This is a genomic window from Lysinibacillus sp. NPDC093692 (genome assembly GCF_050280125.1).
GTDB lineage: Bacteria > Bacillota > Bacilli > Bacillales_A > Planococcaceae > Lysinibacillus.
This window is the reverse complement of record NZ_JBNNUW010000009.1, coordinates 164,738-188,424: the sequence shown is the minus strand read 5'-3', so window position 1 is coordinate 188,424 and position 23,687 is coordinate 164,738. Positions and strand designations below refer to the sequence as shown.

The window sequence follows — 23,687 nt, the reverse complement described above, 5'->3', positions numbered from 1 at the left end:
TATTAGACTCATATATTCTCGTTCAAAACAAATTATCCTTTTGGGTAATGTCAATTTCTTTTATTTCAATTTAAGATGAAATTGTAAGTCAAAATTTTAATGAGGTGATCAGATGAATTTACAGGAATACGCATCATATGACGGTCTTGGATTAGCGGAGTTAGTAAAAACAAAGCAAGTGACACCACAAGAACTTACAAAATTAGCGCTACAAGGTATTGAAAAAGTTAACCCTTCGATTAATGCTGTTGCCAGTGTGTTAGAGGAACAGGCTGACAAAGCAATTTCAACTTTAAATGATAATCAACCATTCGCAGGCGTCCCATTTTTAATTAAAGAAGTTGTGCTTCATGCGGAAGGTGTGCCACATAGTATGGGCAGTCGTGTTGCTGAAAATGCTGTAATGTCTGTCGATAGCGAATTAATGAAACGTTTTAAAAACGCTGGTTTTGTGTTAAGCGGTACAACCACAACACCAGAGTTCGGCTATAATGCTGCAACAGAAGCTGTCATTTATGGTCCAACACGTAGCCCATGGAATTTAGAACATAGCCCTGGTGGTTCAAGTGGCGGTGCAGCCGCTTCTGTCGCAAGTGGTATCGTTCCAATCGCGCATGGTAATGATGGAGGTGGATCCATTCGAATTCCTGCATCATGTAGTGGTATCGTTGGCTTAAAACCTTCACGTGGTCGCGTGCCGATGGGGCCTTATAATAGTGAGGCATTAAATGGGCTAGCAATTGAATTTGCACAAACAAAAACCATTCGTGATACCGCTACATTACTGGACCAAGTAGCTGGGCCAGACTTAGGATGCTACTCGATTATTCAAAGCCCAGAAATGCCTTATAGTCAAGCGATTCAGCAAAAGGTACGGCCACTGAAAATCGCCTGGACAACAGAAACAAATTCTGGTGCATTCGTTGATCCAGAATGTATCGAGGCCGTACATAAGGCCATAAAATTATTAGAAGAATTAGGGCATGAAGTAGTCGAAGCTCGACCAGCTTACGACGAAGCACCATTTTCACGCGCAACGGTAAATATTTGGACAGCGAATATTTATAAAATGATTGTGGGGGCAGCAGAATTAACAGGTAAAATTCCTTCACGCGATACTATTGAAGCAGCCATTTGGCAATGCTATGAATATGGCAAAAACTTAAAAGCTAGCGCACTTTTAGAAGCCATTAATACGAATGCACTCGTATCACGTCAAGTAGCGACATTCTTTGAAGATTATGATGTTCTTTTAAGTCCAACAATCGGCACATTACCAGCGAAAATTGGCGAGCTAAATGCAAATAATCCTAATATTTCGGCAATTGAATGGACAGAGCAGATTTTCACATACGCGCCGTTTACCAATTTGTTTAACGCAACAGGTCAACCATCATTATCATTACCACTCGCAATGAGTGCGTCTGGCTTACCAATCGGGTTGCAATTTACAGGACGCTTCGCCGATGAGTTAACCCTTTTACAGCTTGGAAAACAATTAGAAGAATCTGCTCCATGGAAAGATCGAAAACCACCCGTACATGTGGGTGCAGAAGTTGTGGAAATTGCAACAACATAAAAAAAGTAGGTGCAAGATTTTTTCTTGTACCTACTTTTTGCAACTTTACGGACATGCACGATGCTCCAAATAACGTTCTTAATAGTTCCTGAACTAACCTATACGTTTCTCCGTACTATGTTTATATGCGATTATTGTTATATATTTCATTATAACAATAGTAAATTAGTTTGAATTTTCGGAAACTGAATGTTACAATTAATGTACTAAATTTGAAGGGATGATGAATGGACGATGAACAAATAATTCTATTTTTAAAAAATGTATATGCATTTTCAAATAAAAATAGGATTAGTCTGTCTATTTATTATACTTTTATAAAGCTTACCTTTTTGGAGGCTTATTTTTTGTTCACAATAAATTTATTTACTAATCCTTCTGAAGCTATTTTCAGAGGGAGTTTTTATTTGTTTTTGCGTTTACATTCAAGTTCAAAGGAATGGGATGATACGATGCATAGTAAAAGACAAATCTACGAAGATATAATTCAAATAATGAAAAGAGATTATGCGGGTTTTTTAGATAAAAAGCATATTAACTGTCCTGAAAATTATCTCATTACAGATGACATGACAGATAAAGATTTTGTAGAAACGATACAGTCCTATTTACTCGATTTTAAAGATGGACATTTATCATTTAAAGCGAAAAAGACAGTAATGCCGAATAGAGGGTTTAAAGTACGACGCTATCAAAATGCTTTATATGTTACAGAGGTGACCTATGAAGCTAGATTATAAATAGGTGATGAAATACTTGAGATTGACGGCTTAACGATTGAAAAATTTGCAAATCTCTATTCGGAAATTTTAGAGGATCCTGTACCAGAAAGACAATATTGGCATGTAGGATTACAACATACAAAACGAGTATTAGTAAATCGAAATGATGATAAATTTATTTTGCCGTTAGCCACATATGAACGGTCTCCATATGTACCGAGCTACGTCTTTAAAAAGTTGGATAACAAAACGGTGTATCTAAAAATAACGGATTTTTCTCAGGCTCAACCTATTCAGGAGTTGTTGAACAATCATAAAAGCGATATAAATCATTCACATAATTTAATTATTGATGTACGAGTAAACTATGGTGGGATGACCTATTTTATTTTCCAATACTCAATTACGTATTTGATAGAGAAATATTATTTAAAAGCTTATTTCATGAAGATGAACTAATATATACAAACTACACAGACTGAAATTGTCTGCTATGGATAAAAGAGTTGAACGAGTATTTAACACAAGAACTAGATAGTGAAATGCAAAAATGGATTCAAGAAGAAATAACAGAGTTTGAAACAAATTATGCGAAAGGGCTGATGGCAGTTCCAGAAGAATTGGATTATACAATTCAAGGTCAGCTAAACCCTAAAAATGTTTATGTTCTTACGGATGTAACCTGTGGAAGTTCGGGTGATACATTTGTCCAGAATGTTAAAAAGTCACCAAAAGTTACCGTAGTTGGACGCCCTACAATGGGAATTATGGACTTCTTTAATGTCGTAACTGTAGATTATGATGATTACGAATTTGTTTATAGCATTTCTAAAATGCATGAAAAATATCATTACAATGTTACAGGCGTAAAGCCACACATCTATATACCTTGGACACCGCAACATTTACATGAAGATATTGATCTTAATTATGTTTTACGTTTATGTCATCAAAATCAAGAAAAATCACTTTAAGGAGATTGCGATATGTGTTACACAATAAAAAGAATTTACCCAACCGAATTAAAGGAAGTTGCCCATTTTATTGCACAGCTAAATATCGAAGAACAACATAACATTGGGTATTGTGGTCAAAATGAACAAGAACTATTGAGTACATTACAGGAAGATTTTATCGATGGTAATTTTACATCGATTGTAGCTGCTTTCGATAATGAACATATACAAGCACTTATTGGATTAGATATAGACGGCGATTCAACTGAAGTGTGGGGACCATTTTCTATAGATGAAGATGTAACGATCCAAGAGAAATTACTTTGCACATTGCAGCAGACATATCCACAAATTTCGAACTTTTATTTCTTCATTAATGAGCTGAATACTCGACAATTAGCATTTCTGGAGCAAATAAACGCCAATAAAACAGGTGAGCATTTATTACTTGGAGTTTCGAAAGATTCCTTTGAAACTGTAGTTGCTATTACTAGTCGTTATTATAAAACATCAGACTATGAGCAATTTAAAAAGATTCATTCAAATGCATTTTCAAAAACGTATTACGATGCAGATACAATTTTAAAGAGAGTTCAATTAAATAAAGAAAATGTTTTAAGAATTATGGAAATGGATGGGGTCGTTCAAGGATATGCTTATTTTGAGATGGACTTAACAGCAAAAGAAGCCCATTTAGAATATATAGCTATCAATCCTGAATACAGAGGCAAAGGAATAGGGACCAAGCTACTAAAAGAAGTTTTAACAGAAATGTTTCGATTTAATGAAATCACTCAAATAACACTAAATGTAGATAATCAAAATGATCAGGCAAATCACGTTTATTTTAAAGCTGGATTTAAAAAGAAAGCGACTTTATGGAGTTATTGTTTAAAGAAATAAAGTAAATTTTAAAGTCTAAGTCGAAATTAATAGTAGCATAAGATTTTCGAGCTTTGACCAAGTATTTAGTTGAATTTGGTTGAATCTTTTCAAAAAGAACCACCAAGAACATTGTCACGACAACGTTCTATGGTGGTTCTATTTTTAACCGCACTTACTTAAGATCCCATTCTCCTCATCATATTTACTGATGATTTGGACTTTATTAAATAAGGTCTAATCCATTCCTATTATCAAATTTAAAGATAACCAAAATCTTTATCATGTACCATTTAATCTTTCTATAAAATAAAGAAGGTAAAATCCGATATTATTTTTGAACAGCTCTTATTAGAAGTATTTATAATAAATTATGATTTAAAAGGAGAGAAAGATGTTTAAAAGATATAATATTGTTTTAATAGCTTTCATTACAACAACCTTTTTGTTTACATCTCATAATACTGCTAGTGCTAACGACTCTATTAAAGTATTTGTAAACACCAAAGAAGTAATATTGGATCAAAAACCTATAATAAAAAATGATCGAACTTTTGTACCACTTCGATTTGTATCTGAATATTTAGGGAATGGTGTGAAATGGGATTCGAAAAAGAAAGTAGTCACTATTGTTTATTCTATCGAACACACTAACTACACTGTTGTCTTACCAATTGGTCAAAAAACGGCTACTATAACTTCAAGTTCTTATTTGAATAATAACGGTGTCGAAGATGTAGAACATATTCTATCAGATGTACCTAGTCAGATTATTAATGGAAGAACTGTAGTCCCTTTAAGATTTATAGGGGAACTGCTTGGTATAGATGTCCGTTGGGATTACCAAAACACAGATATATATATTTCTAGTTTAGGTGTGAACTTGATCCCATCTGATTTTGAAAAGGATGTTTATGATAAAGAATTGCGTAAGGTGAGAGATTTTGGTAAGCCAACAGTTAATTATGAAAAATTTCTAGCTCTTGATGCTGATCATTTTAACTCAAGCGATCTTGATTATCTTTTTGCTAAAAAGCCTAGTGTTGACTTATTTGGGGCTCTAGAATCATTCCATGATGGCGCCAATCAAATTATAATATCTGGGCCCATTAAAACAAATTATTTAAATATGATAATCTATAAAGGAAAGGAGCTACCCATTTTAAGCTACCCAGATGTTACAGCTGAAAGTACTGCTACTATTAAAGAAGGCATGACCTATGATGAAGTAGTCAAAATATTTGGTGGCCCTGGAGTATTATCAGGTAAAGGTACTCTTCGAGAGGAGTACAAATGGGTATCGTCCACAGAGAAGGGCGAAGCATATTTCACATTTGTTAAAAGGAACAATTCTCTTTATGTTACGCCATCTCCATATAGATCGTATTCTTGGGAAAAAATTTATTGAGTTTCCTCTAAAAAAAGGAGTCGAACCGTATCATCTGCGGTCGACTCCCACTTTATTAAGCAAACTGGCAAAGGTCTATCTGTCCAAATTTTATATAATTCCAGTCTACTTGTAATCGTTTATTAGTCCTTCATTCATTATAACTTCTATTATATTGAAGACCCCATCTTAAGTTTAGGTCTACACTTTGAGCTCGGTGTACTATAAAGCACCACCAAAAATTGGTTATAGGCATCAAAAAAAGTGAATAGCAATCGGAATAGGTCACCCAATACCATCATACAAATGATTTATAAAATAATAACGTAAAAATGAATAAATATTAGTGAAATGTTCTAATTATGTATTTTTATGCTATAATACAACTATAAACGGACGTATGAAACATATTCTATTGCATGAAAGAAGTGTTTATTTGAGTTTATATGTAGCGTATGTGTTGGTAGGACTTGCGATTGCCATGCCTGTTGGGGCCATTACAGTAGAAATGACAAAGCAAGGACTAAAAAATGGGTTTATGCACGGTTGGGCTGTCGGACTTGGTGGTATGACAATTGATGTTGTACTGGTTTTTGCGTTATATATGGGGCTAGCTTCCATTTTAGCAATGCCTATCATTCAAATCCCTATGTGGATTATAGGGGCTGGATTTTTATTCCTTTTAGGACTAGATTCTATCAAAAATGCTGATCAAGATATTACGCTTGTAGGAGAGAAAGTGACAAAATCATTTTTTACTTCTTATCGTAATGGTTTACTAGTTGCAATTTCGCCTGGAAATCTAGTATTCTGGGTAAACGTTTTCGGTGTTGTACTAGCCAAATCATATGGGCAAGGGGAGTCATCGAACTTTCTAGTGATTGCTGCAGGTGTTCTGAGTGGCATATTGTTACATGATATAAGCTTGATGGCCATTGTTTCGGTTACTCGAAAAGCGATGAGTCGTAAAGTCATTAAGTCGCTTACAATGGTAGCGGGCGTATTACTAATAGGATTTGCTGGATATTTTATTTATGAATTTATACAAGCTATAAAGAGCTATATATGAGAAAAGTGCGATCAGTAAAGATCGCGCTTTTTATTTTTCCAGCGTTCATGGTCAGTGAACTTTGTATATGCATAGATGCAAACTAAAATTTCCTCTGCTAATGAAAAGTTCAGCATATGTAAATTTTATGTATGGATTCGTAGACTTTTGAGTCTAAGGTGCGAAATAAATCCGGATTTATTAAACCTTCCTATGATTGCTTTCTTTGAAAAACTGTAAGATATAAAATCATGCAGAGAATAAGGATTGTCCCAATAAATTGAAAACCTCCGAAGGTAATTTTAAGCCAAAGCACACTTGTTATAACAGCTGTTAGGGGCTCCAGACTACCAAGTAAACTAGTCTCTTTAGGCGATAAATAATTCAAACTAGCAATATAAAACCAAAATGCTAGCATTGTCCCAAATATAACGATAAACAAAAAATAAGCGATAGTCGACAATGCCCAGTTTGACACATCAATTTGCCACGGTTGATGGAAAAAGCTCATCACAATACCACCAATAAGCATTGACCAGCCTACAACTAACAATGAGTGAAATTGCTGTAAAAGTGGGACTGCATATAACGTATAAAAAGCAGCCGAAAGACCAGATAAAATCCCCCAAAACACGGCCGTCGCAGGTACAGAAAGTGTAGACAACGAGCCATTTGTTAGTAATAAAAAAGTACCAACAAGTGTAAAAGTTACAGCGATTCCATCCTGCCTTGTCAATTGACTGTGCTTCGTTATTAAATAATAGGCCATAATAAAAAGTGGTGCTAAATATTGCAATAAAGTCGCAACAGCTGAATTACCTATAGCAATCGACATCATATAAGTATATTGAACCGCCAGCATTCCTAATAAACTAAATAAAATTTGTCTAAAAGCATTTTGCTTTGTACGCCACATCACAAAAATAGACTCTTTGCGGTGTGTAAGTTTATAGGCAGTAATGAGCAATAGGCCAGCTAAAAGAAGACGACTGGAAACGAGCCAGCCAACCTCTATATTTTCCTGCTGAAAAAGCTTTTGAGCGACGGTACCACCAATACCCCAAAAGCTTGCCCCTAGAATGACGAGCATAAAACCAAGCGTACGATTTTTCTGTGATGATTGATTCAACTTAAAACATCTCCTAAACTATCAATATAAAGAAATTATAAAAAATGTTTGACGTAAAAAATATCGATTTAAAGGGTTAATAATATCAATATATTGAGGTGAGCTAAGTAGTGGTGTTAACACATATTAGAATTGCAAAGGATTTACAAGAACTAACGTTACATGGGACGAAGGAATTTCCAGTTGCACTATATGAGACGCTTTTGCGATTAGATCGTTTAGATTTTTTACCGTTACATTGGCATAAGGAGATTCAATTTGTCTATGTGAAAAGTGGTTTTGTGGAATATCGTGTAGGAGCAGATGTTTTTGTACTTGAGGCGGGGGAGGGACTATTTGTCAATGCATCAGGCTTACATGAAGCAAAGCCTTTTCAAGTAGAACAGGCTACAATTTTGTGTATTAACGTGGACCCGTTGCTATTAGGTGGACATAAGGACAGTATTTTTGCCACTAAATATGTACTGCCTTATATAACGAACAATAGACTGCCTTATGTCAAGCTTTCTGGCCAATTGGCGCAAAAAGTAGACATCGTGGCTAAATTACTACAAGAACAAGCTGTTTTTTATGAGCTAAAGGTATGGAGAGAGCTATTAGTCATTTGGGAAACTATTTTGTCACAATCAATGCTAACAGAAGAAATACTGGATCCAGCAATTATTGTCCAGCATGAACGAGCGAAGGATATGCTTGATTATTTACATACTCATTATCAGGAAAAGATATCTTTAGAAAGTTTAGCTGCACATGTTTTTTTAAGTCGTGCAGAATGTAGTCGCTTTTTCAAAAAAATGGTCGGTATGACACCATTCACATATTTATTACACTATCGTCTTCGTAAAAGTATGGAGCTATTACGTGATAGTGAGCAATCCATCACTACAATTGCTACAACTACAGGCTTCAGTACAGTAAGTTACTATATTGAAAAATTTAAAAAATATACAGGATACTCCCCATATGTTTATCGTAAACAGTTTTTTGATAAAGGATAGTATTGAATTGGAACAGTATTGAATACGCGCTCTTGCAATGAATCGCTTCATCTTAATTTAATGAAATAGGGATATCTATTTCTTAATGTACCTATTTGTAATTTAATAATAGTGAATAGAATAAACTTGGAGGTGGCTCAATGAAAAAATCTATGTACCTGTTTTTATTCGCATTACTAGTTTTACTTTCTTCTTGCTCAATTGCAAAAACGCAAACATTAGAAGAATTTTATAAGGATGCAAAAATTGAAAATGTAGATAAAGCAATCATTCAAGATGGTTCAACTGGTTATTCTAAAACGATTACAAAGCAAGAACAAATTGGTGAATTGCTAAATTTGATTAAAGATATAAAGTTTACTCCCCAAGATAATCAAGAAGAACGAACAGGCTGGCGATATGGACTTGCTCTTTTTGATGGCGAAAAAGAATTTATATTTACGCTTAGTAAAATTGAAAATACCTATTACGACTCAAACCCAGATATTTATCCAATTGTAGAGAATTATTACGAACAATTAGATATCGAAGAAAAATAAGAATGTTAAAACTAGACCTCTTAATCAGGAGGTCTTTTATTTTGCCATTCTTAATGTCTCGATAGTTGGAATAAGCATCTGGTTCTGTTAAGACATGTGAAAAGTTTTTGAAAATTAAAGGATTAGCTCCCTCACTTTATTGCTGAATCTATTGACAATAATAACCATATAAAATAAAGTAAAGTTAATAGTAAAGATACCTTTACTATTAACTTTACTTAAAGGAATGAATGAGTTATGGCAAAGGATGAAGAATTTATTTATAAGCTTGTGGAGGAGATAAATGATGCTATTTATTCGATGGATAGTCATTTCATAAAGCTACATCAAAATCTAATCAGTGATGAACTTTCTCCTAAACAAATAATTTTATTAGACTTTATTAACAAAAATAGGCTCGTGACGATTGGGCAAATTGCGAGTTATATGAATATAACTTCTAGTGCGGTCGGACAGCTAGTTAGTAAACTTGAGGAACAGCACTATGTATCCCGGAGCATTAATCCGGAAAATAGACGTGAAATATTTGTGAGCCTTGAGACGTCAGGCATTAAGTATTTTGAAAGAGAGGAAAAAATAAAACGATTTATTATCTCGAGGTATTATTCAAAACTAGAGATAAATGAGATCGTGCAATTAAAAGAGATTGTTCAGAAGTTAAACCAAATTGTATTAAAGGAAGGAATAATACATGAAATAAATGATAAGGGAGAGATTTAACATGATTGCATTAAAGAAAAAGCAAAATATTTGGCTAGCATTTTTGTTAGTCGTACTTGCCAGTAATTTTGCGCTTTATAACACTGGGCTCGGCGCATCCATTTTACCACCTGAAACAAATGGCGTTGTTTTGGGCTCATTAATTGATTTTGTCCTTATTATGCCTGCTTTATTTCTGCTTTATAAACGAAAGTTTTCTATAAAACAAGCAGTGCTTTTAGCAGCATCTGGTTGTATTGCAGCCCGTTTTATTATTCCAATAGAACATCTACAGCCATTTGTTGCGGTGACTTGGGCTGGGTTTGCGATTGAAGGTACGATTATTCTATTAGAAATTTTAATCATTGCAACGCTTGTTCGCTATATGCCAAGAATTTTAGCGGATGTACGATCAACTACTTTACCAGATTTGTTTTCATTTCCAAAAGCAGTTGAAAAACATGCACCGAAGCATCCTATTATCCAACTACTTTGCACAGATTTTTTAGTGTTTTATTACGCTTTTGCAAGCTGGAAAAGAAAAGAGCGACCTGGATTAACCTTGCATAAAAATTCGAGCTATATTGCCTTTATCATTATGCTAATCCATGGAATCGCCATTGAAACAATAGGGATTCATTGGTGGTTACATGAGAAATCACTTGTTCTTTCAATTCTATTGCTTATTTTAAATGTATACTCTGTCCTCTTTTTTATAGCGGATATGCAAGCCATTCGTTTAAATCCTGTTCATGTAACACCTGAAAAACTGTATTTGTCATTAGGGTTGATGAAACGAGCAGAAATTCGCTTTGATCAGATTGAGGAGCTTATTGAGGATAAGGAACAGTTGGAACGAAAATTATCCAAAGATACAATTGATTTTATAGCACGTGATTTTGAAGCGGTATATCCACAGTTTATATTAAAAATGAAGGAGCCTATGGAAGTGACTTTTATGCTGGGTATTAAAAAACGTTTTAACAAAGTAGCCATTAAAGCTGACCAAGCACAGGAGTTTAGAAAAATGCTTCTACAAGGAATGGAAGATAATAGATAATAAACAACAGGTGCGAGCAAACTAAGCTGGCACCTGTTTCATTTGGACAATCAAAAAAAGAGGATGATATTTGTTAAAACACATACCATTAATATAAAAAATTTGATCTTCGTTACGACTGGGCGACTCCTTGGGGATCAGCGATCTAGACGAACGAAGGCTAAAAGCATCACGTCCTGTGATAACGCCTTCGTGACCAACGACAAATGTTTTCTGTAGCGACAGCTACAAAGCACCCAGTCTGAACGGAAATTAACCTCATGTTATGAGCCTTAATTTACAAGACTAATAATAAAAATAATAAGGATACACAATAACGGCAGATCTACAAATCCCTTAAGTAATCGCCTGCTAGCTGCATGAATTTGTTCATTGGATACTTGAAAGATTGACCAAATTTTGTGCTCTAAAATTTGCTGGATTACCGATTGCATCATTGACCGTAAAGTAAAATAAAGAATTCCAAGCATGATTATTTTCGCCCATGCTGGCACAAGAATGATGAGCCCAATACCACTCAATAAAAAACGAAGGTAGCCTAAGCGATACTGTTTTTGGCGAAGCATCGTTTTGCATACTAATTCCTCTATAAAATAATCGGAACGTCGAAACATGCTCTTTGAATTTTTCCATAATAGGCGAGGCTTTTTTAATTTTGGTACTAGCTGACTTCGAAGCTCAGGAGCAATTTGGAATAAAAGACTTTGCCATTTATAAAATGCTGCTTGATCGAGCTCCACTTGTTGATCAAAAAATTTAGTGCTATAGATATAATGTTTATTATAATAGCTAGTGCAATAAGCAAGAAGAATTAGATAAATAAGTGAAGTAATAATAATATGTACATATAAAAAGCAAACTGTACCGAGAATGCACATGAAAATGGTGCTTACTAGTTGCTGCCATTTACGAAGCTTTAATTGTAAAAGTAACTTCATAAAATTAGTCGCAAATAGTAGCAATAGTAAAGAAAACAATTCTAATACCGTTACATGATGAACGATTATAAAGATCGGCGCTAATAGAGTAAGGCCAGAACCTAGTAAAATTAGGTGCTTACTTAACGTCCAATAAAGGCCAGCTCGTTTTAAGCGTATCATTTGTTTTCGGTTTTGGATTAAAAAAAGACGATCGGCTCGCTGCAAGTAAGTACGAATAGTTCCAATACGTGTAATAATAAATAATAGTACAATAAACAAAACTAGCGGTATATGTACGATCCAAGAGGTACTTATATTTATGATAAAGTCTTTATAAAGGAAAAAGCCAATGACTAGAGCAGGCACAACAACATATAAGGCGACTGTCCAATCGATAACGCTTGCCAGTATCTTAACATTTTGGGAGCGCTCTAATTTTCTTCTGTGCTGCACTATATTAGTCATGGCGATTTTCCTCAAGCAGTGTGTCGAAAATATCAAGAAGAGACGCTTTGTCCTGTTTCACCGCTAAACGTAACGATGCGAGTGTACCTTGCTGTAAAATTCGCCCGTGATCAATCAAGATGAAACGATCACATATTTTCTCTGCCGTATCAAGTGCATGTGTACTCATTAAAATGGCGGCACCTTGCGCTTTTAATTCTTCTAAAATCGTTAGAAGCTTACGCATTGCCTGTGGATCTAAACCCATAAATGGTTCATCTAAAATATAGGTAGAATGCTTATCAAGAAATGCTAAAATAAGCATTACTTTTTGCTGCATCCCTTTGGAAAATGTTGTTGGATAATCGTGTAGCTTATGGTCCAAATGGAAAATTTCTAGTAAATCTTTCGCGCGCTTTGTCAAAGAATCTTCTTTACCAGTAACACGCAAATAAAAATCTATATGCTCCCATAATGTAAAATACTCATACAAAATTGGTCTTTCAGGTACGTAGCCGTAAGTTTCTATTGTTACTTGACCATCCACTATTGGTAGTACACCCATCATTGCTTGCAACGTTGTACTTTTACCTGCCCCATTGGAACCGATTAATCCAACGAGCTCACCACTATTTACTTGAAATTGAATGTTTGAAATAATGGCTTCACCTTCTACATAGCCACCTTTATGTATGTTAATATCTATTGTCATTCACTTCCTCTCTTTGTTTATTTACGAACGAAAGAGGAAAATGTTTCAAGCTCTGACCTATTACTTTTTTGGAAATATAACATATGAGATGCTAGTTGCGGCATCAATCGCAAGTACAATACCCCAATATTTCATTATTGAAATAGGGGAGAGGTATCAGAATTTGAACCAACGAAAAGAGACATGGCATACAATAATCCAGCACCAATTATAAAGGCAACAATATGCTGACTAAGCATTTTTATTTCATGCTTACCTTTTTTTACTCCGGTTAATGGCTCATTTTTTTGATTAGATTTTAAAAACCATTTTTGGAATTTTTCATCGGCCCATGTAATCATTGTTTTACCAAAAGCTATAGAGACACCAATATAAATAGCCGCTATCCCTTGAGATGTAGACGCAGGTGTACCAGCTTTTAAATCCATAGCAGTAAGGATAACAAGGAACAAATCAATAACAGGTGTTAGTGCAAAAAAGAAAATGCCCAGTTTCGGCATATTAAAAACATATCTGCAAATAAGCCCAATAATAATAACAATCCAAAAGGCAATTTCTGCAGTAATAATCCATGCAATCATAAAAAACCTCCAAAATTTATTCAACATATCTGTTAAAAAGGACCACGCATTCTTAATTAATACAAACTTATTAAAAATAGATTTATGTCAATAATAGTGAATAATAGGGAAAGAAAGGTGACTATCGCAAATGCAGACCATTTAAATGCCTTTAGGTTTTTAGCTTCATGTAATAAGGGGCTTTGTACCGATGGATAAGGAGGAAATCCTTGAAAAGGAATTAGAGCAAATTATGAAAGAATAGACTCTTGCAATTGCTCACCTACTTAATCTAGGTGGGCAATTGCATTTATTACGTCCTCACTCACTGCATCCCAAAAATGTTGCTGTACAACATCACAATACATATATAGGTCTTTATTTTGGACATGCTCATATAGCTCAGAAATTGCTTCTTTATGAAAAAGAAGTCGATGATTTAATGCCTCACGTTCTTCCTCGATACAAAACGATTTATACGTATCTGCGAGACGTTCAAGCTTTGCTAACTTTTGTTTCGTTTCCTCGTATTGTGTTTGATGAAAGCGTCCTACTGCTGTAGTCATCGAGATCTTTGCTCGATGCTCGGTATTTAATGTGCGCAATTCTTCCTGACGAATAGCTACTCGATACCAAAATTCATAGCGAATAGGTAAGTCTTTTAGCTCGTATGTGAGCAAGGATTTTAAAATAAAACTAACATGCTCAAAAGTATCTATAACCTTCTCTGACTCTTTAAAAATACCAAACATACAGCCACCCCCGTTTAGTTTAATACTACGAACGAAGAGTAAAACCCTTTAAATTTTTGATAATACTCGGAAAAGTCAATGAAGCAAAAAAATACCCCAAAGATTTTTAGAAATCTAGCTATAATACAAGGTCGAATTGTTGAAAAAATAAATAGAAATTCACATTCTCTCAGATGGTGCATGGAGTGCAAGTGAGTAGGGGAACGAAGCTAAGGGCATCACGTTCTGTGAAATGCTTAGTGACCAACATCTTGTTGTTACTGCCGCTTCGCTTTCGTACAGGAAACATGTGTTTCCCAAAGCGTCTTTTCGGACTCCTCTAAAAAGCGCCCGAAATAGTAAGTAATTCCACGTTATGGTAATGCGCCTTCTAATTAATAAAAACGTCAAAATGATGAATTGACCATCTAAAAAAATATATACTCATTCGCACTAGTTTTTACCTAGGTAAAAATCTAGTGTTTTTTGCTGAAGAAAAAAGTTGTCGAGTTATCGCAAAATTCCCTATTTTTCGTAAAGAAATAGACTGTTTTTGAGAAATAGCATTTACAAAATAAAATTAAATGTGTTAACTTAAAACCTGTAAACAGTTAACTTAAAAATAGGGGGTAGGTTAACGATGCAACATTTTTGGGTTGTAGGGACAGATACAGATGTCGGCAAAACACTTGTCACTACATTGCTAATGCGTCAATTACAAAAGCAGGATCTACAAGTCACGCCTTATAAGCCTGTGCAAACTGGCGAAGTTTGTGAGAATGGGTATTGCTATTACTACGATACAGCAATGTATGAAAAGTATTCATTACAAAGCCTAAAGCAGGAAAATTTAAATGGTTATTCGTTTAAGGAAGCTGCATCACCACATTTTGCTGCACAGCTGGAGGGTCAGCAAATTAATGTAGAGTATTTATTACAGCAAATTCAGTTGTTACAGCAAGTATACGATGTCGTGATTTGTGAGGGAGCAGGGGGACTTTTTGTTCCGATAGATACATATGGAGAGCAAACACTGCTTGATGTCATCGTTCAAAGTAAGCTTCCGGTCGTTCTTGTCACACGAACAACACTTGGAACAATTAACCATACATTACTTACTCTTGAGGCATTACGTGCTCGTAATATTGATGTTCTTGGCCTTGTATTTAATGGAGATACAGGCAGTCAGATGGAACAAGATAATGTGAAAATGATTTTACAACGTCATGATTTGCCATATGCGACGATTCCAAAGCTTCGGGATATTTCACAGATTGTTGACTTCTCTATTTCACACACATCTTTGTTTGAAAGGTTGGTCAAATATGAAACAATCTTTAACTGAATTGCAGACGAGAGATTTACAGCATGTTTGGCATCCTTGCTCACAAATGAAGGACTATGAGCAATATCCGCCTATTGTTATTAAAAAAGGACAAGGTGTATGGCTGTACGATGAACATAATAATCGCTACTTAGACGCCGTATCTTCCTGGTGGGTAAATTTATTTGGACATGCGAATCCACGACTAAGTCAAGCATTAAGCGATCAAGCATTTACATTGGAGCATACGATCTTTGCGAATTTTTCACATGAACCTGCTATTAAGGTGGCAGAAAAATTAGTTGCCTTAACGCCAGACGGTTTGAATAAAGTATTTTTTGCAGATAACGGCTCGTCGGCGATAGAAGTGGCACTCAAAATGAGTTTTCAATATCATATGCAGACGGGAAAAACTATGAAAAAACGTTTTTTAGCTTTAACGGATGCTTATCATGGTGAAACACTTGGTGCCTTATCTGTTGGTGGGGTAGGGTTATATAACGAAGTGTATCAGCCACTGTTGTTGGATACTGTACGTGCACAAGGACCAGATTGCTTCAGATGTCCATTTAAGGAAAATCCTGAAAGTTGTCAAGCCCAATGTATACAATTTGTTGAAGACGAGCTTCGTCAGCACCATGAAGAAATTACAGCTGTTATTATTGAGCCACTCATACAAGCAGCCGCTGGCATGAAAATGTATCCTCCAATATATTTGAAGCGATTACGAGAGCTTTGTACAAAATACGATGTTCATTTTATCGCAGATGAAATTGCAGTAGGCTTCGGACGTACAGGTACTTTGTTTGCTTGTGAGCAAGCAGGTATTGTTCCAGATTTTATGTGCCTATCAAAAGGTATAACGGGTGGTTATTTGCCACTATCCGCAGTTTTAACGAATGATGATGTATACAAAGCTTTTTATGATGATTACGGTACAATGAAAGCTTTTTTACACTCCCATAGCTATTCCGGTAATACACTTGCTTGTCGTGTAGCCCTAGAAGTTTTGACGATGTTTGAAGAAGAGCAAGTGATCGACATGATAAAACACAAAGGTGAACGTATGCGAAAGCTAGCTAAGCAGGCATTTGAAGAGTTGCCGTTTGTTGGCGAATATCGACAGGTGGGACTAGTTGGAGCTATTGAATTAGTCGCCAATCGTGAAACAAAGGAGCCACTTCCAAGTGAGGAACGTATCGGTTATCAACTATCTAAACGTGCATTAGCAAAGGGCTTACTCATTCGTCCTCTTGGCAATATATTATATTTCATGCCTCCATACATTATATCTGATGATGAAATGGATTTTATGATTGATACAACAAAAGAGACGATCATGCAATTTTTCGAGGAGCGGGAGGGAGCAAGTTGTTCAAACGACAATCAACACTGTCACTTGTGATGATTGCGATGTTCGCCGCTTTAACCGCAATCGGTGCATTTATTAAAATACCGCTACCAGTAGTACCCTTTACATTACAAATTGTTTTTGTTTTTTTAGCAGGAAGCTTGCTCGGTAGTCGTAATGGATTACAAAGTCAGCTCGTCTACATAGGGGTTGGTTTAGTTGGTTTGCCAGTTTTTACACAAGGTGGGGGGATCACCTATGTATTGCAACCAACATTTGGCTTCCTGATTGGCTTTGCACTGGCCGCCTTAGTCATTGGTTTCATGATTGAAAGAGTGGATACGCCGACGAAAAAGCATTTTATTGGTGCAAATATTGTCGGGCTTATTATTATTTATGGGGTGGCGGTTCCGTATTTATATGTAGCATTGAATTTCTGGTTACATATGAAAACCAGCTGGTCACATATTTTCGTAGTTGGCTTTTTAAACAGCATTGTTGCCGATTTTTGCTTAGCGATAGTTTCTGCATTTTTGGCCGAGCGTCTTTACAAAGTTTTTCATTCAACAAGAACAATAACTTCTTTCAGCTGAAGTAAAGTATCCCACCACTACAGATGTGAGAAGAATGCAGATTTAAATTGTTTTTTTAGCGGTTGATCACACATCAGCTGAAAAAAGTGATAGCCTCCGGCGGATGTCACGGAATCGGAAAGGAGTTCTTTGTGCTTGTACAAAGCCGATTCCAGACGCAATTATGCTGAGGCATCATTGATAAATTATCAAGTAGAGAGGGAGAATGTCTAGATGAATTGGTTACAGTTAGCAGAGGAAGTTATTGCAGGGAAAGTCCTTAGCAATGAGGAGGCTCTTGCCATTTTACATAGTGAAGATGATGAGCTATTAAAGTTGATGGACAGTGCCTTTGCTATTCGTAAGCACTACTATGGAAAAAAAGTAAAATTAAATATGATTATGAATGCTAAGAGCGGTTATTGCCCAGAGGATTGTGGCTATTGTTCTCAGTCATCAAAATCTACAGCACCGATTGAAAAATATCCTTTCATTACGAAAGACGAAATTTTAGCGGGGGCCAAACGTGCATTTGACAATAAAATCGGTACTTATTGCATCGTGGCAAGTGGTCGTGGGCCGACTCGAAAAGATGTCAATGTAGTTAGTGAAGCGGTTACAGAAATTAAAGAGAAGTATGGCTTAAAAGTTTGTGCTTGTCTTGGCTTACTAAAAGAAGAACAAGCACAGCAATTAAAAGAAGCGGGGGTGGATCGTTACAACCATAACTTAAATACATCTGAACGCCATCACTCTTATATTACTACGTCCCATACGTATGAAGATCGTGTGAATACGGTTGAAATTGCGAAAAAGCATGGAATCTCACCTTGCTCAGGGGCCATTATTGGTATGAAGGAAACAAAAGAGGATGTCGTGAATATTGCGCGTGCACTTCATCAATTAGACGCGGATTCGATTCCGGTCAACTTCTTAAATGCGATTGATGGTACGAAACTAGAAGGGACAAAAGAATTAAATCCACGTTATTGCTTAAAAGTTTTAGCGTTGTTCCGTTATATGAATCCAACAAAGGAAATTCGCATTTCTGGTGGACGAGAAATTAATCTTGGATCACTTCAGCCATTAGGCTTATATGCAGCAAACAGTATCTTTGTTGGGGATTACTTAACAACTGAAGGACAAGAAGCAAACAGTGATTATCGTATGCTTGAGGATTTAGGCTTTGAAATTGAATTATCAGAGAAGCAAGAAGCAGCATTCTGCTAAGTAAAACTTATCTACGTATTAACGGGCGGTAATGAACTGCCCGTAAAAGCCCGATTGGTGAAGACTAATAATCAGTGCGGGATAAGAAACCCCACTGATTAAAGTTTCACCTTATGAAATAAAATCTACTACTACTACTTAATTATCATCGAATTTGAAAAGCCGTATGTGCGTCGTGGAAAAGGCGTACATACGGCTTTTCGTATTGAATGTAGGAATGCGGCGGGGCGGTATGAAGATTGTATTTATGCCTTGAAAAATCCGGTTTTCACAAATTGTTCAATGAAAGCGTTTTGAAATTGAACAGTTTGTGAAGGGCTTCACATAAGGCTTTAATTTTATAAAAAATCGGCGTAAAATAAGAATCAAGTAAGGGGTTGTTATAAAACAGTTAGAAAAGTATCACGGTTTTTGGTGGTTGTTATATTACAAAAACAAATTGGAAGGGAGTTTTTATGATGTGGGTTATTACAGTATTTGATAAAAAGGACGTTCGAATTTTTGAGTATGCTAACAAAGATGAGGCAACAAAGGCTTTAGAGAAATTTAAGAAACATGCCGTTTTAACATACACAAAATAATTGCAAGTTTGATTGAAGCAACCCTCTTCGTGCGCTATAGCGCACGAAGAGGGTTGCTTTTTATCCTGTTAATGAAGGAGAATTGAAATCGCGCTGTATACTAATAAAAGAGCCATCACGATATTAAATGTTTGACGATACTGTAGTAAAATTTTTTGAAAAGCTGAACCAAATAGGGCCCAACTGAATGTGCTCATTATACCGACCATTCCTAAAAATAACGAAAAAAGCAAGTAGCTGACATAGGAAGAATAATAGGGAAGAATGTAAGTTGCCACTACTGTAATGCCAAACAAAATACCTTTAGGGTTTACGAATTGTAATAAGACGCCTACTAAAAATAAGCTCCGTTTGTTATCCTCTTCTTCATCAGTCTCATTCTCTTTGCTCGTTAGTATTTTAATAGCTAAATATAACATATAGCCCACACCAAGAATGGTCAAAGGAAATTCGATCATTGGCATAATATTTGTAAGGACCCTATTAAATAAACTACTCAAGCCCGTAATCGCAAAAAAACCAACCCCAACACCTATACAAAATTGAAGAGTTTTTGCTAATCCATGTTTGTTTGCAAATGCCATTGCCATAATATTGTTAGGACCTGGAGTAAAGCTAGTAATTACTACAAATACTAAAAAAGAAAATAAAGGCATTTGTGGACCCCCTTTGAATTTGTTTGTTATAATGTCTGAAATAAACAATATAACGTACGTCTTTTTATTATACATAACGGTCGTTATATTGTACATTTTGAAGGGGAGATATTTAATGGAAGAAATTCAGCTTATTTTTGCAAAAAATTTAAAAATGATTCGAGAGAAAGAAAAATTAAGTTTGGAGAAAGTTTCTCAATTGTGCGGAGTAAGTAAAACGATGATAGGACAAATTGAAAGGGGAGAGTCCAGTCCAACTCTTACAACTATTTGGAAAATAGCGAATGGGTTAAAGGTTTCTTTTACTACGTTAATTAATAATCCTCAGCCTGATACTGAAATTATTATTAGAGAAGATGTTCAACTATTATCTGAAGATGATGGAAGATATAGAGTGTATCCAATCTTTCCTTTTCAAGAGGATAGCCGCTTTGAAATATACACGGTGGAGATTGAAAGGGAAGGGACATTAAGCGCTGAGGCTCATAAAGATGGCACAGAGGAGTTTATCATGGTTTTTGATGGTGAGCTAGTGATGAGAGTCAATGAAGACGAGTATCACTTAAAGCGTGGTGACTCCATTCGATTTAAAGCAGATCGTCCACATATCTACAGGAATCCTGGTGATACGTTAACAAAATTAAGTATGACTATCTATTATCCAAACTAAATGTATAAATGGGAAAGCCGTATGAACACATCATAAAAAGTGCTCATACGGCTTTTTATTCTACTTAACTCGCATTAACGGGCAGTAATTTATTTACACTGAATCAGGTACAAACCTCAAAGCGAATGCATTAGCTAGAGGATGAACTGCCCGTAAAAGCCCGATTGGTGAAAACTAATAATCAGTGGGGATGAAGAATATCCCCACTGATTAAAGTTCCACTTTATAAAATGCTACCTAAGCGTTTAATACCTTCGCGGATTACTTCAGGTGTTGCATTTGTATAATTTAAGCGCATTGTATTAACACCTGTTTTAGATGTGTAGAATGGATCGCCTGGTACGAAGGCAACTTTTTGCTCCATCGCTTTTTGGAAGACGTCTAATGATGAAGTTCCATTATTCATTGTAGCCCAAATGAACATTCCGCCATCTGGTCGTGTGTAGTCCACATGTGCTGGGAAAAACTCCTCCATTGCATTTAGCATAGCATCGGCTTGATTTCTATATAACGCTATAATTTTCTGAACGTGCTCCGTATAGTCATTGTTTGCTAAATAATCATAAATGACGTATTGAGAGAAAATATTTGTGTGTAAGTCAGTTGCTTGCTTCGCAGTTTCGATATGCTGCAATAATTCTTTATTTTTTGTAATGATAAAGCCAAGACGCATTCCTGGTGTGACTGTTTTAGAGAAAGAACCTAGCAAAATACTATTTTCTAATTTACCAGCACCAATGTATGGTAGTGGCTCACCTTGGAAGCGTAACTCTCCATACGGATCATCCTCAATTAACGCTACATCATATTTTGATAGGATTTCGAAAATTTGCTGACGTTTTTCTTTAGAATACGTAAGACCTGTTGGGTTTTGGAAATTTGGAACTGTATACACGAATTTTACATTTGGTTGTTGTAGTGCATTCTCTAATTCTTCTAAGTTTAACCCATCATTTTCGAGTGTTACACCATAGAAGGTTGGCTCACTTAATGTGAAGGCTTGAATAGCACCTAAGTAACCAGGCTCCTCGATGACGATACCATCGCCTTTGTTAATAAGTACTTTCCCAATTAGTTCAAGAGCCTGCTGTGATCCTGTTGTAATAAATACATCGTCAGCATGGACATCTAGTCCGTGTACTCGTCGGTATTTTGCAGCAATGTACTCACGTAAAGGCGCATAACCTTGTGTACCTGAGTATTGGAATAGACGACTACCGTTTTCCGAAATCGCTTTGTTCGCAGATGCCTTTAACGCTTCAACTGGGAAAGAAATTGGGTTTGGAAGCCCCCCTGCAAATGAGATGACATCCTCTGATTCAGTTACTTTCAAAATATTTCGGATGAATGAAGATGGCGTATTTAGTATCTTTTCTGAAAATTCCATAATTTATCGTTCCTTTTTTCTGATTTTTTAAAAATTATATCATTGTCATCATATGCATACAATATTATCATTGTATGCAAGACAATTAAATATTGTATGCAAAAAATGAGAGAGAAGGAGCTTAGCTTAGAATATGCCAGTTAATTCGTTCGAAGAATATCCAATGAGTTGGAAGCCGAATATTAGCGAAAGTTCGGCTCCATTATATATAGCAATAGCTGAACAGCTGGAACAAGATATAAAAAATGGGAAATTACCGCCAGGCACAAAGCTGCCTCCTCAGCGTGAGCTAGCAGATTTTTTAGATGTTAATTTAAGCACGATAACAAGAGCTTTTAAACTTTGTGGGCAGAAGGGGCTTATATATGCATCTATCGGAAGTGGAACATTCGTTTCATCAGATGCGGCGACGAATAAAATTTTATTACCGACAAGTAATTCTACTCAGATAATCGAAATGGGCTCTGTGCTGCCAGAAAATCATGCGAATGAGGATATTACACGTTATATGAAAAAGATGATGAATGACCCTAATTTTAGCAAATTATTTCAATACGGACGACCAGAAGGAAATGCGAGGCAAACGGAAGCAGCCATGAAGCTTTTGGAAAAGGTCAACTTTCAAACGGATCAACCAGTATTACTTGGGGCAGGGGGACAAAATGCCATTGTTGGTACGCTAGCGGCATTGTTTCAGCCAGGAGATCGAATTGGTACAGATCCCATTACTTATGCAGGTATAAAAACAGCAGCAAATATGCTTGGTATCCAACTAGTAGCAATCCAACAAAGAAACGGAGAAATGACAAGAGAGGGGCTATTATACGCTTGTAAAAATGAGCATATAAAAGGTCTTTATGTTATTCCTGATTTTCATAATCCAACTACCCATACAATGTCGATGGAAACAAGGAAAATGATAGCGGAAGTTGCGAGGCAAAAAGGCTTAATCATTATTGAGGATGCGATCTATAGTTTTCTTAAAGAGAAACCACTTGCACCAATTGCCTCCTACGCACCAGAAAAGGTCATTTATATTGCCAGTGTTTCAAAAACTATTTCACCGGGCTTACGACTATCCTATATCGTTACACCGCCAGCACTGCGAAAAAAAATAATGGAAACTTTGTATAACATAAATATTTCAGTGTCTTTAATGATGGTAGAGCTTACGGCAAGGATGATTCATGATGGCGTCGCGCAAACCATTTTAGAGAAGCACCGTTTGTATGCTAAGCAACAAAATGCCCTTGTCAATCAATATTTAGGGGAATATAACATTTTAGGAGAAGAGGAATGTATTTTCAGATGGCTTATACTTCCCGAAAAATTCACTAGCATCCAGTTTGAATTGCTAGCAGCAAAAGCGGGTGTGCAAGTGTACGCAGCTGAACGTTTTGCCGTAGGAAATGCGAAGCTAGTAAATGCAGTCCGTTTGGCTATCACGGCACCTGAAAACCAACTTGAACAAGCACTCATTATTTTGAGGGATTTACTTGAAAGTGATGGGGATTATACATTTGTTGATTAAACTAAGGAAGGTTTATAAT

The 23,687-nt window shown here is 35.9% G+C and carries 25 protein-coding genes; 18 read left to right on the top strand and 7 right to left on the bottom strand.

Going from position 1 to position 23,687, the window contains the following annotated elements; genetic code table 11:
* Positions 1-112 precede the first annotated feature (112 nt).
* The 7 genes from ACQKN4_RS12320 (at position 113) to ACQKN4_RS12290 (ending at position 6,595) form a co-directional block, all read left to right on the top strand.
* Positions 113-1,579, top strand: a complete 1,467-nt coding sequence (locus ACQKN4_RS12320) for an amidase (RefSeq protein WP_427483818.1) — start codon at positions 113-115, stop codon at positions 1,577-1,579.
* Between the two features lie 347 nt (positions 1,580-1,926).
* Positions 1,927-2,319, top strand: coding sequence for a hypothetical protein (locus tag ACQKN4_RS12315; protein WP_427483817.1), 393 nt, complete (start codon positions 1,927-1,929; stop codon positions 2,317-2,319).
* A gap of 219 nt (positions 2,320-2,538) precedes the next feature.
* Entirely contained in the window at positions 2,539-2,760 is a 222-nt protein-coding gene (locus ACQKN4_RS12310; protein ID WP_427483816.1) for a S41 family peptidase, read from the top strand.
* Positions 2,761-2,807: 47 nt separating this feature from the next.
* The gene (locus ACQKN4_RS12305) at positions 2,808-3,275 is read left to right on the top strand and encodes a S41 family peptidase (RefSeq protein ID WP_427483815.1); all 468 of its coding nucleotides are present in this window, start codon (positions 2,808-2,810) and stop codon (positions 3,273-3,275) included.
* Positions 3,276-3,287: 12 nt separating this feature from the next.
* Entirely contained in the window at positions 3,288-4,160 is an 873-nt protein-coding gene (locus ACQKN4_RS12300) for a GNAT family N-acetyltransferase (RefSeq protein WP_079561743.1), read from the top strand.
* 373 nt (positions 4,161-4,533) lie between these two features.
* On the top strand, positions 4,534-5,547 hold the full coding sequence (locus ACQKN4_RS12295; protein ID WP_427483814.1) for a copper amine oxidase N-terminal domain-containing protein: 1,014 nt from the start codon (positions 4,534-4,536) through the stop codon (positions 5,545-5,547).
* 415 nt (positions 5,548-5,962) lie between these two features.
* Positions 5,963-6,595: a LysE family transporter gene (locus tag ACQKN4_RS12290; RefSeq protein ID WP_079561741.1), complete on the top strand. Its 633-nt coding sequence runs from the start codon at positions 5,963-5,965 to the stop codon at positions 6,593-6,595.
* Positions 6,596-6,785: 190 nt separating this feature from the next.
* Here ACQKN4_RS12290 and ACQKN4_RS12285 read toward each other — a convergent pair whose 3' ends face one another.
* Entirely contained in the window at positions 6,786-7,703 is a 918-nt protein-coding gene (locus ACQKN4_RS12285; protein WP_079561740.1) for an EamA family transporter, read from the bottom strand.
* A 110-nt stretch (positions 7,704-7,813) separates the two neighbouring features.
* On the opposite strand from ACQKN4_RS12285, the gene ACQKN4_RS12280 reads away from it, so the two are divergent.
* The 4 genes from ACQKN4_RS12280 (at position 7,814) to ACQKN4_RS12265 (ending at position 10,999) form a co-directional block, all read left to right on the top strand.
* Complete coding sequence (locus tag ACQKN4_RS12280; protein WP_427483813.1) at positions 7,814-8,701, top strand: AraC family transcriptional regulator; 888 nt, start codon at positions 7,814-7,816, stop codon at positions 8,699-8,701.
* A 140-nt stretch (positions 8,702-8,841) separates the two neighbouring features.
* On the top strand, positions 8,842-9,240 hold the full coding sequence (locus tag ACQKN4_RS12275) for a hypothetical protein (RefSeq protein WP_427483812.1): 399 nt from the start codon (positions 8,842-8,844) through the stop codon (positions 9,238-9,240).
* 237 nt (positions 9,241-9,477) lie between these two features.
* Positions 9,478-9,960 carry a MarR family winged helix-turn-helix transcriptional regulator gene (locus ACQKN4_RS12270; protein ID WP_427483811.1) on the top strand — a complete coding sequence of 161 codons (483 nt, stop codon included), beginning with the start codon at positions 9,478-9,480 and terminating at the stop codon, positions 9,958-9,960.
* A 1-nt stretch (position 9,961) separates the two neighbouring features.
* A complete protein-coding gene (locus tag ACQKN4_RS12265) occupies positions 9,962-10,999 on the top strand; it encodes a beta-carotene 15,15'-monooxygenase (protein WP_079561736.1) in 1,038 nt (345 codons plus the stop codon).
* Between the two features lie 272 nt (positions 11,000-11,271).
* Here ACQKN4_RS12265 and ACQKN4_RS12260 read toward each other — a convergent pair whose 3' ends face one another.
* The 4 genes from ACQKN4_RS12260 to ACQKN4_RS12245 all read right to left on the bottom strand — a co-directional run bounded on the left by ACQKN4_RS12260 (position 11,272) and on the right by ACQKN4_RS12245 (position 14,387).
* The gene (locus ACQKN4_RS12260; RefSeq protein WP_079561735.1) at positions 11,272-12,384 is read right to left on the bottom strand and encodes an ABC transporter permease; all 1,113 of its coding nucleotides are present in this window, start codon (positions 12,382-12,384) and stop codon (positions 11,272-11,274) included.
* The gene (locus ACQKN4_RS12255) at positions 12,377-13,075 is read right to left on the bottom strand and encodes an ABC transporter ATP-binding protein (protein ID WP_079561734.1); all 699 of its coding nucleotides are present in this window, start codon (positions 13,073-13,075) and stop codon (positions 12,377-12,379) included. Before ACQKN4_RS12255 ends, ACQKN4_RS12260 begins: the two co-directional genes overlap by 8 nt.
* Before the next feature lie 134 nt (positions 13,076-13,209).
* Positions 13,210-13,656 (bottom strand): hypothetical protein, encoded by a 447-nt coding sequence (locus ACQKN4_RS12250; protein ID WP_427483810.1) that lies wholly within the window; start codon positions 13,654-13,656, stop codon positions 13,210-13,212.
* Positions 13,657-13,922: 266 nt separating this feature from the next.
* Complete coding sequence (locus tag ACQKN4_RS12245; RefSeq protein ID WP_079561732.1) at positions 13,923-14,387, bottom strand: hypothetical protein; 465 nt, start codon at positions 14,385-14,387, stop codon at positions 13,923-13,925.
* A 619-nt stretch (positions 14,388-15,006) separates the two neighbouring features.
* On the opposite strand from ACQKN4_RS12245, the gene bioD reads away from it, so the two are divergent.
* The 5 genes from bioD to ACQKN4_RS12220 all read left to right on the top strand — a co-directional run bounded on the left by bioD (position 15,007) and on the right by ACQKN4_RS12220 (position 19,424).
* Complete coding sequence (gene bioD / locus ACQKN4_RS12240) at positions 15,007-15,711, top strand: dethiobiotin synthase (protein WP_079561731.1); 705 nt, start codon at positions 15,007-15,009, stop codon at positions 15,709-15,711.
* Complete coding sequence (bioA, locus tag ACQKN4_RS12235) at positions 15,692-17,095, top strand: adenosylmethionine--8-amino-7-oxononanoate transaminase (protein WP_079561730.1); 1,404 nt, start codon at positions 15,692-15,694, stop codon at positions 17,093-17,095. The genes bioD and bioA overlap by 20 nt, the downstream gene beginning before the upstream one ends.
* Positions 17,062-17,634 (top strand): biotin transporter BioY, encoded by a 573-nt coding sequence (locus tag ACQKN4_RS12230; protein ID WP_427483809.1) that lies wholly within the window; start codon positions 17,062-17,064, stop codon positions 17,632-17,634. The genes bioA and ACQKN4_RS12230 overlap by 34 nt, the downstream gene beginning before the upstream one ends.
* 213 nt (positions 17,635-17,847) lie before the next feature.
* Positions 17,848-18,843, top strand: coding sequence for a biotin synthase BioB (gene bioB, locus ACQKN4_RS12225; protein WP_427483808.1), 996 nt, complete (start codon positions 17,848-17,850; stop codon positions 18,841-18,843).
* Between the two features lie 455 nt (positions 18,844-19,298).
* Positions 19,299-19,424 carry a hypothetical protein gene (locus tag ACQKN4_RS12220; protein WP_276207757.1) on the top strand — a complete coding sequence of 42 codons (126 nt, stop codon included), beginning with the start codon at positions 19,299-19,301 and terminating at the stop codon, positions 19,422-19,424.
* Between the two features lie 68 nt (positions 19,425-19,492).
* Here ACQKN4_RS12220 and ACQKN4_RS12215 read toward each other — a convergent pair whose 3' ends face one another.
* A complete protein-coding gene (locus ACQKN4_RS12215) occupies positions 19,493-20,080 on the bottom strand; it encodes a LysE family transporter (RefSeq protein WP_079561727.1) in 588 nt (195 codons plus the stop codon).
* 115 nt (positions 20,081-20,195) lie between these two features.
* Here ACQKN4_RS12215 and ACQKN4_RS12210 point away from each other — a divergent pair, with 115 nt between their 5' ends.
* Positions 20,196-20,750 (top strand): helix-turn-helix domain-containing protein, encoded by a 555-nt coding sequence (locus ACQKN4_RS12210; RefSeq protein ID WP_079561726.1) that lies wholly within the window; start codon positions 20,196-20,198, stop codon positions 20,748-20,750.
* Between the two features lie 223 nt (positions 20,751-20,973).
* Here ACQKN4_RS12210 and ACQKN4_RS12205 read toward each other — a convergent pair whose 3' ends face one another.
* Positions 20,974-22,137 carry a PLP-dependent aminotransferase family protein gene (locus ACQKN4_RS12205; RefSeq protein WP_427483807.1) on the bottom strand — a complete coding sequence of 388 codons (1,164 nt, stop codon included), beginning with the start codon at positions 22,135-22,137 and terminating at the stop codon, positions 20,974-20,976.
* 133 nt (positions 22,138-22,270) lie between these two features.
* Between ACQKN4_RS12205 and ACQKN4_RS12200 the strand changes: the two genes are divergently transcribed.
* Positions 22,271-23,668, top strand: a complete 1,398-nt coding sequence (locus tag ACQKN4_RS12200; RefSeq protein WP_427483806.1) for a PLP-dependent aminotransferase family protein — start codon at positions 22,271-22,273, stop codon at positions 23,666-23,668.
* Positions 23,669-23,687: the final 19 nt, after the last annotated feature.